General features: G+C 75.1%; 15 protein-coding genes. 7 read left to right on the top strand and 8 right to left on the bottom strand.

The genetic code is table 11. The features are described 5' to 3' along the window. Positions 1–684: a DUF6445 family protein gene (locus ABT093_RS02690; protein WP_350559376.1), complete on the top strand. Its 684-nt coding sequence runs from the start codon at positions 1–3 to the stop codon at positions 682–684. A 60-nt stretch (positions 685–744) separates the two neighbouring features. Here the strand turns inward: ABT093_RS02690 and ABT093_RS02685 are convergent, their stop codons facing one another. Continuing rightward, the gene (locus ABT093_RS02685; protein ID WP_350559373.1) at positions 745–1,083 is read right to left on the bottom strand and encodes a hypothetical protein; all 339 of its coding nucleotides are present in this window, start codon (positions 1,081–1,083) and stop codon (positions 745–747) included. A gap of 117 nt (positions 1,084–1,200) precedes the next feature. Between ABT093_RS02685 and ABT093_RS02680 the strand changes: the two genes are divergently transcribed. Further along, positions 1,201–1,662, top strand: coding sequence for a pyridoxamine 5'-phosphate oxidase family protein (locus ABT093_RS02680; RefSeq protein ID WP_350559370.1), 462 nt, complete (start codon positions 1,201–1,203; stop codon positions 1,660–1,662). A gap of 20 nt (positions 1,663–1,682) precedes the next feature. Here the strand turns inward: ABT093_RS02680 and ABT093_RS02675 are convergent, their stop codons facing one another. After that, positions 1,683–2,321: an endonuclease gene (locus ABT093_RS02675; protein WP_350559367.1), complete on the bottom strand. Its 639-nt coding sequence runs from the start codon at positions 2,319–2,321 to the stop codon at positions 1,683–1,685. Between the two features lie 73 nt (positions 2,322–2,394). Between ABT093_RS02675 and murQ the strand changes: the two genes are divergently transcribed. Beyond that, complete coding sequence (gene murQ / locus ABT093_RS02670; RefSeq protein WP_350559364.1) at positions 2,395–3,315, top strand: N-acetylmuramic acid 6-phosphate etherase; 921 nt, start codon at positions 2,395–2,397, stop codon at positions 3,313–3,315. Positions 3,316–3,343: 28 nt separating this feature from the next. Here the strand turns inward: murQ and ABT093_RS02665 are convergent, their stop codons facing one another. From ABT093_RS02665 to ABT093_RS02640, 6 genes are all read right to left on the bottom strand, one after another. Next, positions 3,344–3,478, bottom strand: coding sequence for a hypothetical protein (locus ABT093_RS02665; protein ID WP_350559361.1), 135 nt, complete (start codon positions 3,476–3,478; stop codon positions 3,344–3,346). Between the two features lie 383 nt (positions 3,479–3,861). Then, on the bottom strand, positions 3,862–4,986 hold the full coding sequence (locus ABT093_RS02660; RefSeq protein WP_350559358.1) for a hypothetical protein: 1,125 nt from the start codon (positions 4,984–4,986) through the stop codon (positions 3,862–3,864). Positions 4,987–5,211: 225 nt separating this feature from the next. Beyond that, positions 5,212–6,477: a sugar ABC transporter permease gene (locus tag ABT093_RS02655; RefSeq protein ID WP_350559355.1), complete on the bottom strand. Its 1,266-nt coding sequence runs from the start codon at positions 6,475–6,477 to the stop codon at positions 5,212–5,214. Further along, complete coding sequence (locus ABT093_RS02650; RefSeq protein WP_350559352.1) at positions 6,474–7,262, bottom strand: ATP-binding cassette domain-containing protein; 789 nt, start codon at positions 7,260–7,262, stop codon at positions 6,474–6,476. Before ABT093_RS02650 ends, ABT093_RS02655 begins: the two co-directional genes overlap by 4 nt. A 183-nt stretch (positions 7,263–7,445) precedes the next feature. After that, positions 7,446–8,540 (bottom strand): sugar ABC transporter substrate-binding protein, encoded by a 1,095-nt coding sequence (locus ABT093_RS02645; RefSeq protein ID WP_350559349.1) that lies wholly within the window; start codon positions 8,538–8,540, stop codon positions 7,446–7,448. Positions 8,541–9,031: 491 nt separating this feature from the next. After that, positions 9,032–9,817: an NAD(P)-dependent oxidoreductase gene (locus ABT093_RS02640; RefSeq protein ID WP_350559346.1), complete on the bottom strand. Its 786-nt coding sequence runs from the start codon at positions 9,815–9,817 to the stop codon at positions 9,032–9,034. Between the two features lie 65 nt (positions 9,818–9,882). On the opposite strand from ABT093_RS02640, the gene ABT093_RS02635 reads away from it, so the two are divergent. The 4 genes from ABT093_RS02635 to ABT093_RS02620 all read left to right on the top strand — a co-directional run bounded on the left by ABT093_RS02635 (position 9,883) and on the right by ABT093_RS02620 (position 16,516). Further along, entirely contained in the window at positions 9,883–10,785 is a 903-nt protein-coding gene (locus ABT093_RS02635; RefSeq protein ID WP_350559343.1) for a LysR family transcriptional regulator, read from the top strand. A 179-nt stretch (positions 10,786–10,964) separates the two neighbouring features. Further along, complete coding sequence (locus tag ABT093_RS02630) at positions 10,965–11,891, top strand: RCC1 domain-containing protein (RefSeq protein WP_350559340.1); 927 nt, start codon at positions 10,965–10,967, stop codon at positions 11,889–11,891. 147 nt (positions 11,892–12,038) lie between these two features. Continuing rightward, positions 12,039–12,443 (top strand): tetratricopeptide repeat protein, encoded by a 405-nt coding sequence (locus ABT093_RS02625; RefSeq protein WP_350560050.1) that lies wholly within the window; start codon positions 12,039–12,041, stop codon positions 12,441–12,443. A gap of 173 nt (positions 12,444–12,616) precedes the next feature. After that, positions 12,617–16,516 (top strand): non-ribosomal peptide synthetase family protein, encoded by a 3,900-nt coding sequence (locus tag ABT093_RS02620; protein WP_350559337.1) that lies wholly within the window; start codon positions 12,617–12,619, stop codon positions 16,514–16,516. The last annotated feature ends 37 nt before the right edge of the window (positions 16,517–16,553 follow it).

Here is a 16,553-nt window from a genome sequence, read left to right as displayed (position 1 = left end):
ATGCCTCCACTGCCCGCCGGACGGACCGCTCCCCTGCCCGTCCTGCCCTACCGCAAGCCCACCCCCGGCCGTGACTACTGGGTGTTCGACGACGTCCTGCCCGACCCGGACGCCGTCCGGCGCCGCTGCCTCGACCGGAACGACTGGACCGAGGGCTACCCCTACCGCCCGGAGACCTGGCCCGGCCTGCGGACCATGCCCGGCCTCGAACCCGCGGAACTGGCCCGCATCGAGGCCCTGGTCCGCAAGGCCACGGGGGCACCGCGGCTCTGGACGCAGAACGCCCCGGGCGGCGGCACCCTGAACCACAACTGCGTCCAGCTCGTCGGCGCCGGCGAGTCGCAGCCGCGCCCGCACACCGACTCCCGCGCCCTGTGCCGCTACGCGGCCGTCCTCTACCTGAGCCCCGGCGCCCCCAAGGACGCCGGCACCGGCTTCTACCGCCAGCGGTTCCCCGGCGGCCGCCTCGGCGGCAACCTGGTCACCGCCCCGCACGGCAACCTGGTCGAGGCCCTCGGCACCCGCCGCGTCCCCGCCGACGCCTTCACCGAGGACGTCCGCGTCCCCAACCGCTACAACCGCCTGCTCGTCTACCACGCCAACCTCATCCACAGCGCCACCTCCTACCACGGCCTCGCCCTGGAGGAGCGGCGGATGACGGCGGTCTTCTTCTGGATGGCCTGACCCCACACCGGGGCATCCCCCTACCCGCCGCCGACGCGGGCCCCGCGACGACCGGGTTCCTCAGTCCCCGATGAACCACAGACAGCTCCCGGGTGTCGCCGCACAGGCCGTCAGCAGCGCCGCGAGGTCGGTCACGGCGGCGGTCTCCGCGGCGTCGGCGCACAGCCGCAGCAGCCCCTCGATCTCGCCGAGCGCGGCCCGCGCCTCCTGCTCGCCGAACCGCGTGTCACCGTAGGGATCCACCCTCTGGAGCCTGCCGGAACCGTTCACGTCGAGTCCGGCCGGCACCTGCGCCAGCGCCTCGCCGTGCTCGTACGAGCCCCGCAGGAGCGAGGCCCTGGACCCGGCCCAGTCGCTCGGCGCCGGTCGGACGGAATGCAGTTCCAGCTCGATCCCCATGAGCGCCTCCTCGGCGGTAGCCCAGCCCCCGGCCGGGAGCCTAGGGGGGATCGGTCGCCGGGAGTAGGTCCTGCGCCGCAGGCGCGCTTCCGGCCTGCCTGGCTAGGGTCGCTCCTCATGGAGACCACAGGAATCGGTCCTCGGCCGACGGCGGAGCGCGTGCGCGGCGTTCTGGAGCGGCTCGTCGCCGAGCGGGACATCTGGCTGTCGACGGCACACCCCGATCGCGGGCCGCACCAGGTGCCGCTCTGGTTCCTGTGGGACGGGCAGGCGGTGTGGATGTGCACCGACGCCACGTCCGTGACGGCGCGGAACGTGCGCCGGGAGCCGCGGGTGCGCCTGGCTCTGCCGGACACCGTCGACGTGGTGCTCGTGCAGGGCGAGGCGGAGTGCTTCCTCGACCAGGAGGTGCCCGACGCGGCGGCGGAGGCGTTCACCGGCAAGTTCGGGTGGGACCCGCGCGGGGAGGAAGGGTCCTTCCTGTACATGCGCGTCGTCCCGAGGACCGTGCGCGCCTGGCGCGGCGTGCCGGAGCTGCGCGGGAGGGTCGTCATGCGCGACGGGGCGTGGCTGGAGTAGCGGGCCGCGGCGTCTCCGCCTCAGGCCGGCAGGAGGTCGCGGGGGCGGGCGTGGCTCAGGCTCAGGCGGGTGAGGGCTGCGGCGAGGCGGGCGAGATCCTCGGGCGGGGTCAGGGCGGCGAGGGCGGCGGGGGTGCGGGGCAGGCCGAGGTCGGCGGCGGCGCGCAGGGCGCGGTCGTCGAAGGAGGGGCGCAGCACGGGCCAGACGCCCTGCGCCTCGCGGCAGAAGATGCCCGCGCCCACCGGGCCGATCCGGGGGAACTCGCGCAGCAGCTCGGCGATGCGGGCCGGGTCGCCGCCGGCCTCGTCGCGGAGCCGGCGGAGGTCGCCGTGCCAGCGGTCGAGGAGCAGGTCGGCGCCTCGCCCGAGGGCGGTCGCGGTGCTCTCGTCGTAGCGGACGTAGTGGGCGCGGCCGAGGGCGTCGACCCTGTCCTGCCAGCGGGCGGCGACCATGGCCTTCGGGGTGCGCAGCCCGGCCGCGGAGAGCTCCCGCGCGGCCGCGACGGCGAGGTCGGCGCTGATCCGCACCGAGCTGAGCGTGGTGAGGACGAGCAGCCGGTAGAGCGGGGCCGGCGTGTCACGGAGCCGGATGCCCGCCTCGTCGGCGTAGGTGCGGCCGAAGCGCTTCAGCAGGGCGCCGACCGTCTCCTCGTGGCCCATGGCGGGCCTCCTTTCCTCGCCCGTCCGGCACCTGCCCGGGTTGGCGGCGGTCATGCGCGGGGAGAGGTGCGGTATGACGGGCGGGACGGAGAACGCCGACCGGCCGGCCACCGAGGCGGTACGGCCGGAGTGGGCCGGGCTCGACCGGCTGGGGACACTGGAGCTGCTGCGGCTGCTGAACACCGAGGACCGCACGGTCGCCAAGGCGGTGGCGGAGCAGCTGCCGCGGATCGCCGTCGTGGTGGACGCGGTGGCGGAGCGGATGGCCCGGGGCGGACGGCTGGTCTACGCGGGCGCCGGGACGGCGGGGCGGCTCGGGGTGCTGGACGCGAGCGAGTGCCCGCCGACCTTCGGCACCGCCCCGGGCCAGGTGATGGGGGTGATCGCGGGCGGCCCGCAGGCGCTGGTGCGCGCCGTGGAGGGCGCGGAGGACCGCCCGGAGCTGGCGGCCGCCGATCTGGCGGCGCTGGGGCTGGGCGGTGAGGACACCGTGGTGGGCGTCTCCGCGTCCGGCCGCACCCCGTACACGGTGGCGGCCGTGCGCCGCGCCCGCGCCGCCGGGGCGCTGGGCGTGGGGCTGGCGGGGACCACGGGGTCACCGCTGGTCGCGGCCGCCGAGCTGGGCATCGAGGTGGTGACCGGGCCGGAGGTGGTGGCCGGCTCGACCCGGCTCAAGGCGGGGACGGCGCAGAAGCTGGTGCTGAACCTGCTCTCCACGGCGGTCATGGTCCGGCTCGGCAAGACGTACGGGAACCTGATGGTCGACGTGCGCGCGGGCAACGCCAAGCTGCGCGACCGGGCACTGCGGATCGTCACCGAGATCACCGGCGCGGAGGAGGAGACGGCGCTCCGGGCGCTGGCGGCCACCGGCGGCGCGGTGAAGGACGCCGTGCTGGTCGTCCTCGCCGGGGTGGACGCCCCGGCCGCCGCCCGGCTGCTCACCGCATCGGGCGGCCGGCTGCGCGAGGCGCTGGAGCTCGCGGGGCGGCGCTAGGGACCGTTTCGGGCGGCCGGCCGTCCCGTCACGGTAGTGGATCGGCCCGGGATGCGGCCTGCCCCGTGTTCCCGGCCTCGCGGGCGATCTCGGCCCGGAAGCCCTCGATCAGCACCCGCAGGCCGTACTCGAAGTCCGCGTCGTGGTCGGTCATCCGCAGCACGTCGGCCGCCTCGCGCAGCAGCGGGAGGTCGCGCAGCGTCTCGTCCGGGAAGGGCGCGCCGCCCTGCCCGCGCGGCCGGCCTGGAGCTGCTGATCGGCGCCGCCGGGCCCGCGCTCGGCGACTGGCGGGCCGGTGGCCTGGCCGCCCGCTACGGGCTGCGGGCCGCGCTGCGCACCGGCGGGCTGGCCTGCCTGGTGAGCGGCGGGGTGCTGGCCGCCGCGCTGCCGGCGCTCTGGCGCTACGACGACCGCACCGACCCGCACGTCGCGCAGGTGCGGTCGGCGCGGGCCGCGGCGGACCCGGTCCGGTGACGACGGCGGGGCGCGACGGGATGACGGACGATCTGAATGACGGGCGGGCGGAATGACGGGTCGGCGGGCCGGTCAGGGCTGGGCGAGGCGCTGGTAGAGACCGCCGATCCGGTCCGCGTCGGCGATCAGCGGCAGGGTGTCGAAGAACAGCTCCCACTCGCCCCGGGGACCGAAACGCTCGACGATGCCGAAGGACACCTCCGTGCCCTTCCCGGTCACCGGGTCCTTGCTCCACTCGGGGACGGCCGTGCCGTGCCACTCCACGTAGGTCATGGTCCGGCCGAACGCCACCTGGCCGGCCTCGAAGCGGACGTCGGCCTGTGCGAACAGGCGCCGCAGGTAGCCGGCCTTGCCCTCCGCGGTGGCCAGCGGCTCGGCCAGGCCGGGTCCGCTCAGACGGGCGCCGCCCGTCCGGCCGACCAGGGCGGCGGCGTCCTCGCCGTTCCAGGCGGCCAGCCGGGCGGTGATCTCCCCGGCCCGGAACGGCTCCGGGGCGGGCCGGCCCGCGGGCACGGCGGCCGTGGCCGGGTCGGCGATGCCGGCGAAGAGCGGCCGCAGCTCGGGGGCCACCGGCTCGAACAGCTCGTGGCGGTCGTAGTAGCGGCGGGCCTGCATGGTCCTGCCGTCGTCGGAGAGCACGTTCCGGGCGATCTGCGGGAAGGCGATCGGGTGGCCCTTGACGGTGGCCTCGTTCCACTGGCCGAACATCACCACCGCGCCGTCGGCGACCACTTCGGTGCCGCGGTAGCGGAAGTCCGGGACGAGGCCGAGGGTGCGGGTGATCGAGGTGCCGATGGTGGTCAGCCCGCGCTGCGGGGCGCCGCCGGCCTCCCAGAGGGTGGCCTCGTCGTCGAAGATGGCCTGGTAGGCGCGGACCCGGGGGTGGGTGAGGTCGCCGGGCACCGGCGGGGTGCCGGTCGGGGTCTCGCCGAAGGCGAGCTGGCGCCCGAGGAAGGCGCAGGCGTTGGGGGTGAGCCGGCCCTCCAGCCGCTCCAGCCGGTCCTGGACGTCGGCGCACTCGGCGATCACGCCCGCGCCGTCGCCGCGCCCGCCGTCGGCACCGGCACCGGCCTCCGTCGTGGCACCGGTCGCGGTGGTGACCGCGCCGAAGGCCACCGCGGCGGCCGTCGCCGCGGCGAACAGCGTGGTGCGGACACCGCGTTCCGGTCGGCGGGCGAACTGCCGGAGCTTCGTCATGTCGATCCCCTTCCAAGGCTTCAGCACCAGGTCGGAGGGTGTCCCCGGCCCGTGGTGATCACCCTGCCGGACCGGTTCGGGGGCGTCGATTACCTCGGAGGTCATGCTTCCGGCGGGCGGTCGGCCCACGCGGCGGCCGACCGGGCACGGCGGCCCCGGACGGGCGGGAGCCCGGTCCCCGTGGGGGTGGGGACCGGGCGGTTCGGGGGCGGCGCGAGGCCAGGGTCAACCCCGGCCGGCCGACTTCTGGGTGCGCCGGGAGACCGAGTCCAGCACCACGGCGGCCAGCAGCACCGCACCGGTGATCATGTATTGGATGGCCTGGGCGGCGTGCACCATGTCCAGCCCGGTGGTGATCGACTGGATCACCAGCATGCCGAGCAGCGCCGACCAGGTGCTGCCCCGGCCGCCGAACAGGCTGGTCCCGCCGATGACGGCGGCGGCGATCGCGCTCATCAGCACGTTGCCGCCACCGAGCAGCTTGTCCGCCGACCCCTGCTGCGAGGCGATGAACAGGCCGCCGAGGCCCGCCAGCGCGGCGGAGACGACGAACACCGAGATCCGTACCCGGGCCACGTTGATGCCGGCCCGGCGGGCGGCCTCGACGCCGCCGCCGACCGCGAAGACCTGTCGGCCCCAGGAGGTGCGGCGGAGCACGAAGTCGGTGACCACGACGACGCCGAGCAGCACCACCAGCGGCAGCGGCAGCCCGCTGTCCTGGTTGAGCGTCCAGGCGCCGGCAAGAGCGACCACGGCCAGCGCCCCGGTGCGCAGCGCGATCTCGCCGGGCGGGCGGGCCGGCAGCCCGGCGGCGGTGCGCCGGCGGGCGGTGATCAGCTGGGCGGCGAGGAAGCCGCCGACGGAGAGGACGGCGAGCAGCCAGGCGAAGGCGATGTCGCCGTCGCCCAGGAAGTGGTTGTCCAGGTGGGCGACGACGCCCTCGTTCAGGTTGTTGACGGTGCCGAGCCTGCCGAGCACGTAGTCCTGCAGCCCGCTCCAGGCGAGCATGCCGGCCAGGGTCACGACGAACGCGGGCACGCCGATCCGGGCGAAGAAGAAGCCGTGCAGGGCGCCCATCGCGGCGGCGGCGAGCAGGCCCAGCAGGAGGGCGAGCCACTCGTCGACGCCCTGCCGCACGGCGAGCACGGAGGTGATGGCGGCGCAGGCGCCGGCCACCGAGCCGAGCGAGAGGTCGATCTCGCCGAGCAGCAGGACGAAGACGACGCCGACCGAGATGAGGCCGTAGCCGGCGATCCACTTGGTGATGTTGGTCAGATTGTCGGCCTGGAGGAAGTGGCCGGTGACGCTCTGGAAGATGACGGCGATCAGGATCAGGCCGAGGACGACGGGCAGCGAGCCGAGGTCGCCGCTGCGGATCCGGCGCCGGAGGTCCTCGGCGTAACCGGCCGCGCCGCCGCGGCGGACCAGCAGCCGCGGGTCGGCGGCCGGGGCCGCGGCGTCCGCGGCGGGAGTGGTCTGACCGGTGCTCACTGGGCTTCCTCCGCGATGCGTGCCTGACGCCGGGTGACGGCGTTGTCGGTGGCGCCGGTGATGGCGGAGATGATCTCCTCGGACGAGGTGCCGGCGACCGGGAACACCCCGTTGTTGCGGCCGAGCCGCAGGACGGCGACGGTGTCGGCGACGGCGCGGACGTCCGCCAGGTTGTGGCTGATGAGGATGACACCGAGGCCTCGCTCGCGCAGCCGCTCGACGAGGTCCAGGACCTGTGCGGTCTGCTCGACGCCGAGTGCGGCGGTCGGCTCGTCGAGGACGACGATCCGCGGGTCGCCGACCAGGGCGCGGGCGATGGCGACGACCTGGCGCTGTCCCCCGGACAGCGCGGCGACCGGGATCCGCACACTGGGGATGCGGATCGACAGGGTGTCCAGGAGTTCCTTGGCGCGCCGCTCCATGGCGACCTCGTCCAGGGTTGCGCGGCGGCGCAGCTCCCGGCCGAGGAAGAGGTTGGCGACGACGTCGAGGTTGTCGCAGAGCGCGAGGTCCTGGTAGACGGTGGCGATGCCGAGCGCCTGGGCGTCCTGGGGGCGGCCGATCCGCACCGGGCGGCCCTCCCAGGTGATCGCGCCCTCGTCGACGGGGTGGACGCCGGCGATCGTCTTGACCAGGGTGGACTTGCCGGCGCCGTTGTCGCCGACCAGGGCGAGGACCTCGCCGGCGTGGACGTCGAGGTCGACGGCGGTGAGGGCCTGGACGGCGCCGAAGCGCTTGGAGACCGCGCGCAGCGCGAGTACGGGTGCGCCTGTCACGTGAACCATCTCCTGCGGGGGTGTGCGGGGCGGGGAGGGAGGGGGCGCTCGCGGGCGAACCCGGCCGGGGCGGGGCCGGGAGGGACGGGGCGGCGCGGGGCGGGTGAACGGCCGTCGGGCCGACCGGCCCCGGCCGGCGGTCACTTGAGCGCGGCGGTCACTTGAGCGCGCCGGTCACTGTGCGGCCGACCGTCACTTGAGGCCGGCGGCGGCGCAGGCCGCGGCGTAGTCGGTGGTGCAGATCTCGGCGACCTTGTAGAGGCCGTCGGCGACGACGGTGCCGTTGATGTCGGCCTTGGTGACGACCTTCGGCTCCAGCAGCTTGGCCGGGATGCCCTGGTCGGTGGCGCTGTCCACGCTGCCGGTGGCGACGCCCTTGACGTCCTGGCCCCGCAGCAGGTTGACGGCCAGTTCGGCGGCGCTCTCGGCGAGCGGCTTGTACGCCTTGTAGATGGTGTAGGCCTGGTCGCCGGCGACGATGCGCTGGATCGCGTCGAGGCCGGCGTCCTGGCCGCCGACCGGGACGCTGATCCCCGCGGCCTTGAGCTGGGTGATGATCGCACCGGCCATGCCGTCGTTGGCGGAGTAGACGGCCTGGAAGCCGTCCTTGCCGAGCTGGGTGATGGCCGCACCGGCCTTCTGGCCGGCGACGGTGGGCTTCCACTCGCCGGACTGCTCGTAGACCACCTTCTTGATCCGGCCGTCGAGGACCTTGTGGGCGCCGGACTTGAAGAGCGCGGCGTTCGGGTCGGCCTCGTCGCCGTTGATCATCACGATGTTCGCCTCGGCGGCCTCGGCGCCGAGCGCGTCCAGCAGGGCCTGGCCCTGGAGTTCGCCGACCTTCTCGTTGTCGAACGAGACGTAGGCGGAGACCGGGCCGGTCGCCAGGCGGTCGTAGGCGATGACCTTGACGCCCTTGCCCGCCGCCTCCTTGACCCACGCCTGGGTGGATTTGGCGTCGAAGGCGTCGAGCACGATCACCTTGACGCCCTCCGCGATCAGGGTGTCGAACTGCTGCTTCTGCTTGGCCGCGCTGCCCTCGGCGTTGCTGTAGCGGACCTTGCAGTCCGGGCAGAGCGAGGCGACCCTGGCCTCGATGAACGGGCGGTCGAAGGACTCGTAGCGGCTGGAGGAGGCGTTCTCCGGCAGCAGCAGGCCGATGGCCTTGGTGTCCCCGGAGCCCGCGGTGTCCTGCTTGTCGCCGCCCGCCTTGCCGCAGGCGGCCAGGGACAGGGCGAGGGAGAGTGCGGCGGTGCCGACGAGGACGCGACGCGTCGTTGCGTTCATGGGAACCCTCCTTGACAGGGCCGCACCAAAGCGGCGAGGTGGCAGGAGTTAACCCGGACATGTCATGCACCGTCAAGAAGTAAATCCAAGCTCGGGACAATCCCGGCTCGTTCGTTACCTTCGTGAACTCCCCATGGGCGCCCGCCCACCCCGGAAAGCCGGCGAATCCTTCGAGTCGCATCCCCACGAGCGGGCGCCGGCAACCCTCTTGACGGGATCAGGGCGAACACGATCACGTGTTCAAGTCTTTGATCATCCGTCGGCCCGGCCGGCCGCCATCGGCGCGCGGCCGACCAGGGCGGACGCACGGGAGGAACGGGAGTCGGTGATCCCGGCGCACTTCGCCGGGTCGGGCGCCGCCGAGGTGCGGCGGGCCGGGACCGGCTTCACGGTGACCCGCCGGGCGGCCTGAGCCGCCCGAGCCCGACCGGACCGCCGGGGCGGCACCCCCGTGACCTCCCCGGCGGCCGGGCCGGCGGTGACCGGCCCGCTCAGCCGGCCCGCACGGCGTCCACCCAGCGGGCGAGGTCCTGCTCGGCGAGTTCCGGGTGGGCCAGCAACCGCTCGCGCACCGCCGTGAGCACCGGCCCGCCGCCCGCCAGCGCGAGGTCCTTGGCCGCCAGCCGCACCGGGAAGTCCGCGTCGGTCGCCCGCGCCCGCCCGACCACCCCGCCCAGCGGACCGCCGGCCAGCGCGCCGAACGCCAACTCCTCCGGCAGGCCCAGCGATCGCGCCAGCGCCAGTGCCTCGGCCACCACCGCCACGCCCCCGATCACCGCGCCGATCACCACCAGCTTGAGCGCCGCGCCCGAGCCGGGCCCGCCGCAGTCGACCACCGTGCCGAGCCGCTCCAGCACCGGTCGCACCCGCCCGACGTCCGCCGGCTCGCCACCCGCCAGCACCGTCAGCCCGCCGGACGCCGCCGGGCCGACGCTGCCCAGCACCGGGGCGTCCACCAGCCCGACCCCGTCCGGAAGTCGCCGCCGGACCTCGGCGACGGCGCCGGGCCCCACCGAGGACATCTCGACCCACACCGTGCCGGGCACCAGCTCGCCGGCGAACCGGCGCGCGACGGCCGCCAGCGCCGCCGGGTCGGACAGCATCGTGATCACCACGCCCGCGCCGCGCACCGCCGCCGCCGGATCGGCGGCCCCCGGCAGTTCTTCCGCCCGGCCCGGCGTCCGGTTCCACACCGTCAGCGCGTGGCCGGCGGACGCGAGTCGGCGGGCCATCGGGAGCCCCATCCGGCCGAGGCCGAGAAATGCGATCTTCTCCATGGCCTCCACGCTAGGAATCCCAGAGCCAGGCGACAAACGAATGTCTCGCATGCTATCCATGCGGGATGGACATGGCCTGGCTCGACGTCTTCCGCACCACCGCCCGCCTGGGCTCGTTCACCGCCGCCGGGGAGCACCTCGGCTTCACCCAGTCCGCGATATCCCGCCAGATCGCCGCCCTGGAGGCCGAGTTCGGCGCCCAGCTGTTCGACCGCCTGGCGCGCGGGGTGCGGCTCACCGAGCACGGCCGCACCCTGCTGCCGCACGCCGAGGCGATGCTGGACCGGCTGGACGGCAGCCGCCAGGAGCTGGCGGCGCTCACCGAGCTGGGCCTGGGCCGGCTGCGGGTCGGCGCCTTCGACAGCGCCAACGCCGCGCTCCTGCCGGCCGCGCTGGCGGCGTTCCGCACCGCCCACCCGGGCATCGGGATCGCGCTCACCGAGGGACTCTCGGCGGACCTGCTGGAGCGGCTGCGCGACGGCGCGATCGACCTCGCGGTGGTCGCCGCCTACCCCGGACACCCCTACGACACCGAGCAGTTCGAGCTGCGGCCGCTGGTCGAGGACCCGGTGCTGGTGGCCCTCCCGCCGGACCACCCGCTGGCCGCCCGTGACCGGCTGCGGCTCGCCGAACTCGCCGACGAGCCCTGGATCGCGGCCAGCCGCCACCCCGAGTCCACCCTGCTCGCGGCCTGTGTGCGCAGCGGCTTCCGGCCTCGGATCGCCTACGAGGTCGCCGCCTGGACGGCCAAACTCGGCCTGGTCGCCGCCGGTTTCGGAGCCACTTTGATCCCCGCCATGGCCGCCCGCGCGACCCGCCCGGACGTCGCCCTCGTCCCCCTGCACCCGGAGGACACGCCCGTGCGCGTCGTGCGCACCGCCACCCTGCGCGGCCGCTCGGCCCCGCCCGCCGTGACCGCCTTCCTCACCCACCTGACGGCGGCCGCCACCGCCCCGCCCCGGCCCTGATCCCGCCCCGATCCGGTCCTGGTCCGGGCCGCAGCAGTGCGGACAACGCCGGAACCGGCGGGAAGCGATCCCCGAACGGGCACTCAAACCATCTGCGGATTGCGGGAGTTGGCCGGACGCGGTTCGCTGATCCGGCCGCCCCGGAGCGCCGGCCCCTCTCCGCCCGCCAAGGAGTCCCCGTGTCCCACGACCGCGCCCTCGTCTCCCGCCGCGCCCTGCTCGCCCTGCCGCCCGCCCTCGCCCTGCTCGCCGCCCTGCCCGGGACGGCCGGCGCCACGGCGGGCGAGCGGCACAGCCTGGTCGCCGGCTCCGACGGCGGCGTCTACGTGTTCGGCGCCAACGGCGCGGGCCAGCTGGGCGACGGCACCCTCGCCGCCGGCCGCTCACCGAAGCGGATCACCCTGCCGGGCGGCGTGACCGCCGGCAACTCGCACAGCGCGGCGATCGGCGCGGACGGCGTCGTGTACACCTGGGGAAGCCTCAGGACCGGCGTCCTGGGCCGGACCGGCGACAACAAGGTCCCGGGGCCGGTGGTGCACTCCGACGGCGTCACCCCGTTCACGGCGTCCTCGCTCGCCGCCGGTTCGGAGCACACCCTGGCGATCTCCGGGGGCCGGGCCTACGCCTGGGGCCTGAACGTGGCCGGTCAGCTGGGCGACAACACCACCGAGACCCGCACCTCGCCGGTACCGGTGTGGGATCTCGCCAACGACATCCGCCAGGTGGCGGCCGGCTACCGGCACAGCCTGGCGGTGACGACGGCCGGAGCCCTCTACACCTGGGGGAACAACTTCGCGGGCCAGCTCGGCAACGGCTACAGCACGCAGCAGGGCCCCGGCCGGGAGATGACCTGGCACCGGCCGGGGCCGATCTGGGCCGAGGACCTGACGGCCGTCGCCTCGGTCGCCGGCGGCATGCACCACAGCGCGGCGGCGACCGTCACCGGGAAGGCCTTCTCCTGGGGCCGCAACATCTACGGGGAGGCGGGCACCGGCACCACCAGCGACCCGCACCTGCTGCCGGTCCCGGTCGCCCTCCCGATCGGCCGCAAGGCCACCGTGGTGGCGGCCTGCAACGACGCGACCCTGGCGATCACCGTGCCGTAGCACCCGGACCAGTGCGGCTACGACGGCGGCTGTGGGCCAGCAGAACGGCGGCCGTGGCCGCGTGGGTGCGCAGCAGGCCGACGGTGCGCCGGTGGCCGTCGGGCAGGAACGGCAGCGCCGGCAGAGCCGACTCTCGTCGCCCGGTACCTGAGCCGCTGTGGGGACCTCGCAGCGTCCGTCGAACCGGGGCGGTTGGCACTCGACGGCCTGGCCCGCGTCCTTGGATCCGATCATCCGTCCACGCTCACCGCCGTGGTCGCCCTCGCCGGAGCGCATGCGCGGGCGCGGCGGACCGGTCGTGCGGAGGAGCTGGATCGGGCCGCCCTGCACGGGTTCATCGGGCTCTACGGCACCGCGCACCCGGACGTGCTCGCCTGCCGGTCCAACCTGGCCGTCACCCTGCACGACCCGGGCCGGTACGGCGAGTCCGCGGAACTTCGCGAGGACGCGCTGCGGGGTTTCACCGGGCTCCTCGGCGAGGACCACCCCGACACGGTCGCCGTCCGCGGCTGGCGGCGCGTCGAGCGGGACCCGGAGCCGCAGGCCTCCTGACCGGGACGTGCCCGGGACACCCGGGACCGGAACGCCTCCCGGCCCGGGCGGAAACGAGGGCCGGGTAGCGGCCGTCGCCCCAGGCGGTCGGGACACCGGGCGGCCGACCTTGGGAGTCACGCCCGGTCGGCGCACCGGGCGGCCGTATCGGCCCGACCTCAGGGAACCCCCTCATGACCGCAGAGTCCGTCCTGTCCGCCGTCCTCCTCGACGCCCGCCGCTCCCTCTGCCTGCCCGACCTGCTCCGCGCCCAGGCCGCCGCCCGGCCCGACGCCACCGCCGTGACCGGCGAGGGCGGCCGGCTCACCTTCGGCGGGCTCGACGCGGCCGCCGACGCGCTCGCGGCGCAGCTGTACCGGCTGGGGGTGGCCACCGACGACTGCGTCGGCCTGTACACCGAGCCGTCCCTGGAGCTGATGACCGGGGCCTGGGGCATCCTGCACGCGGGCGCCGCCTACCTGCCGCTGTCCCCGGAGTACCCGCAGGAGCGGATCCGCTGGATGATCGAGTCCAGCGGCACCGGGGTGATCGTCACGCAGGAGCACCTGCGGGCCCGGCTGGCCGAGCTGGTCCCGCCGGGCACCCGGATCGTCACCTCGGCCGACCTGCCGGACGCCGCGGAGGACCCCGATCACCCCGATCACCCCGGCCACCCCGGGGCGCACCCGATCCCGCACCAGGGGCACGGCCCCACCGCCCCGGCCCCGGATTCGCTGGCGTACGTCATCTACACCTCCGGCAGCACCGGCCGCCCCAAGGGCGTGATGATCGAGCACCACAGCATCGTCTCCCAGCTGCGCTGGCTGGCCGACGCCGGGCACCTCGGCCCGGACGCCGTCGTCCTGCAGAAGACGCCGATGAGCTTCGACGCGGCCCAGTGGGAGATCCTGGCGCCCGCCGCCGGCGCGCGGGTGGTGATGGGCGCGCCGGGCGTCTACCGCGACCCTGAGGCGCTGGTCGACACCGTGCTCGCGCACGGGGTGACCACCCTGCAGTGCGTGCCCACCCTGCTCCAGGCGCTGCTGGACACCGAGCGGCTGGTGGACTGCACGACCGTGCGCGGCCTCTACTCCGGCGGCGAGGCGCTGTCGGTGCGCCTGGCCCGGGCGCTGACGGCCGCGCTGCCGGACGCCGCGCTGGTCAACCTCTACGGCCCGACCGAGTGCACGATCAACGCGACCGCCCACCGGGTGGACCCGCGGGCGCTCGGCGACGGGGCCGGTTCGGTGCCGATCGGCGTACCGGTGGACCGCACCCGCTGCTTCGTGCTGGACGAGCAGCTGGCGCCGGTGGAGGTCGGGGCGACCGGCGAGCTGTACATCGGCGGCGTCCAGCTGGCCCGGGGCTACCTCAACCGGCCGGACCTGACGGCGGAGCGGTTCGTCGCCTCGCCGCACCTGCCGGGCGAGCGGCTGTACCGCACCGGCGACCTCGCGCAGTGGAACCCGGACGGCACGCTGCAGTGCTCGGGCCGGGTGGACAACCAGGTCAAGCTGCGCGGCTACCGGGTGGAGCTGGACGAGATCGCGCTGGCGATCGAGGAGCACACCTGGGTGCGCCGGGCGGCCGCCGTGGTCACCGACGACGCGCGGACGGGGCACCGGAACCTGGTGGCCTGCGTGGAGCTGAACCCGAAGGAGGCCGCCCTGATGGACCAGGGCAACCACGGCGGCCACCACCAGTCCAAGGCGAGCAAGCTCCAGGTGAAGGCGCAGCTGTCCAACCCGGGCGTGCGCACGGCGGCCGAGCTGGCCGGGCGGCCGGTGGTGGAGCTGCCGGGACGCCGGGAGACCGGGCGCCAGCGCCGGGAGACGTTCGCCCGCAAGACCTACCGCTTCTTCGAGGGCGGTGCGGTGACCAGGGACGACCTGCTGGCGCTGCTCGCCGCCCCGCGCCCGGCGCCCGCGCCGGCGGGGCTGCGCGAGGAGGCCGTCACGCTCGCCGAACTCGGCCCGGTGCTGCGCTGGTTCGGGCAGTTCCACAGCCCTGAGCGGCTGCTGCCCAAGTACGCGTACGCCTCCCCCGGCGCGCTGTACGCGACCCAGCTGTACCTGGAGACGGACGGCTCGCACGGCCCGGCCGCGGGCGTCTACTACTACCACCCGGTGGACCACACCCTGGTCCGGGTCGGCGAGGCCGCCGGGGACGTTCCGCTGGCCGTGCACTTCCTGGGCCGGCGCGGCGCGATCGAGCCGGTGTACCGCAACAACATCCAGGAGGTGCTGGAGTTCGAGACCGGCCACATGCTGGGCGTGCTGGAGGAGGTGCTGCCGGAGTACGGGCTGGCGGTGCGTCCGCTGGGTCACGAGCCGGACGTGCAGCGGCGGCTGGACGTCGCCGAGGAGGACTACTACCTGGGCAGCTTCACGATCGTCCCGGACGACGGTCGGCCGCGCCGGGACGACACCGAGCTGTTCGTCCAGGCCCATCCGGGCGGGGTCGAGGGCCTGCCGGCCGGTCTGTACCGGTACGAGGGCGGCGAGCTGACCCGGATCTCGGACGCGGTGGTGGAGTCCCGGCACGTCATCGCGATCAACCAGCAGGTGTACCGGCGGGCGGCGTTCGGCGTCACGGCGGTGAGCCGGGCCGCCGAGGCGTGGCTGGAGTACATCGACCTCGGCACCCGGCTGCACCACCTGCAGCGCAACGCGCTGGGCTTCGGGTTCATGTCCTCGGGCTACAGCTCGAAGAGCGGCCACCCGCTGCCGTCCGCCCGGCGGATGGAGACGGTGCTGGCCGGGTGCGGGATCGCGGCCGGTCCGTCGTACTTCTTCCTCGGCGGGCGGGTGAGCGAGGAGCAGGTCCGCAGCGAGGGCATGCGGGAGGACGCCGTGCACATGAAGGGCCCGGCGGAGCTGATCAGGGACGAGCTGGCCGCGGTGCTGCCGGACTACATGGTGCCGAACCGGGTGCTGGTGCTGGACGAGCTGCCGCTGACCGCGAACGGGAAGGTGGACGCCAAGGCGCTGGCCGCCGCCGAGCGGGTCCGGGACGCCGGCACGGGCGCGCCGTTCGTGGCGCCGTCGACGCCGACCGAGCGCCGGCTGGCCGGGGTGTGGGCGGCGGCGCTGAAGTACGAGGCCGTCTCGGCGGCGGACGAGTTCTTCGCGGCGGGCGGCAACTCGCTGATCGCGGTGGCGCTGGTCAACCGGGTGAACCGGGAGTTCGGCACCCGGCTGCCGCTCCAGGTGCTGTTCGAGTGCCCGGGGCTGGCGGACCTGGCGGCGCGGATCGACGCCGCCCGGGCGGCCGGCGGGTCGGCGGGCGCGCCGGTGTCGCGGCTGGTGCCGCTGCACCGCGAGGGCGCCGGGGCGCCGGTGTTCTGCTGGCCGGGGCTGGGCGGCTACCCGATGAACCTGCGGCCGCTCGCCGGGCGCTCGGGCCGGCCGTTCTTCGGGGTGCAGTCGCACGGCATCAACCCCGGGGAGACGCCGTACCCGACGATCCGGGAGATGGCCGCCGCCGACCTGGCGGAGATCCGCCGGATCCGCCCGCACGGCCCGTACACCCTCTGGGGGTACTCCTTCGGCGCCCGGGTGGCCTTCGAGGCGGCCTGGCAGCTGGAGCGGGCCGGGGAGCGGGTGGCGGACCTGCTGCTGATCTGCCCGGGCAACCCGGAGCTGCGCCGCGCCGACGGGGAGCGGTACGGGCGCGAGTCCTCGTACCGCAACCCGGCGTACCTGACGATCCTGTACTCGGTGTTCGCCGGGTCGGTCCACGGGCCGGAGCTGGAGCGGTGCCTGGCCGAGGTGCGCGACGAGGACGGCTTCGCCGCGTTCGTCCACCGGCTGCTGCCGGACCTCGACGAGGAGCTGATCCGCCGGATCGCCCGGATCGTCGGGGAGACGTACGAGTTCGACTACAGCTTCCGCGAGCTGGCCGAGCGGCGGCTGTCGGCGCCGGTGACCGTCTTCAAGGCCACCGGTGACGACTACTCGTTCATCGAGGGCAGCTCGGGCTGGTCGGCGGCCGAGCCGGCGACGGTGCGGCTGGCCGGCGACCACTACGGCGTGCTGCGGGAGCCCGGCGTGGCGGAGCTGGCCGCGGCGATCGCCGCCGTGGCGCGGGACTGACCCGCCGTCCGGACCTCGTCCGCGCCGCCCGGGACCG

Source organism: Kitasatospora sp. NPDC002551 (genome assembly GCF_040296005.1).
In the GTDB taxonomy this organism is placed as follows: Bacteria; Actinomycetota; Actinomycetes; order Streptomycetales; family Streptomycetaceae; genus Kitasatospora.
This window is presented reverse-complemented; position numbering and strand designations above follow the sequence as displayed.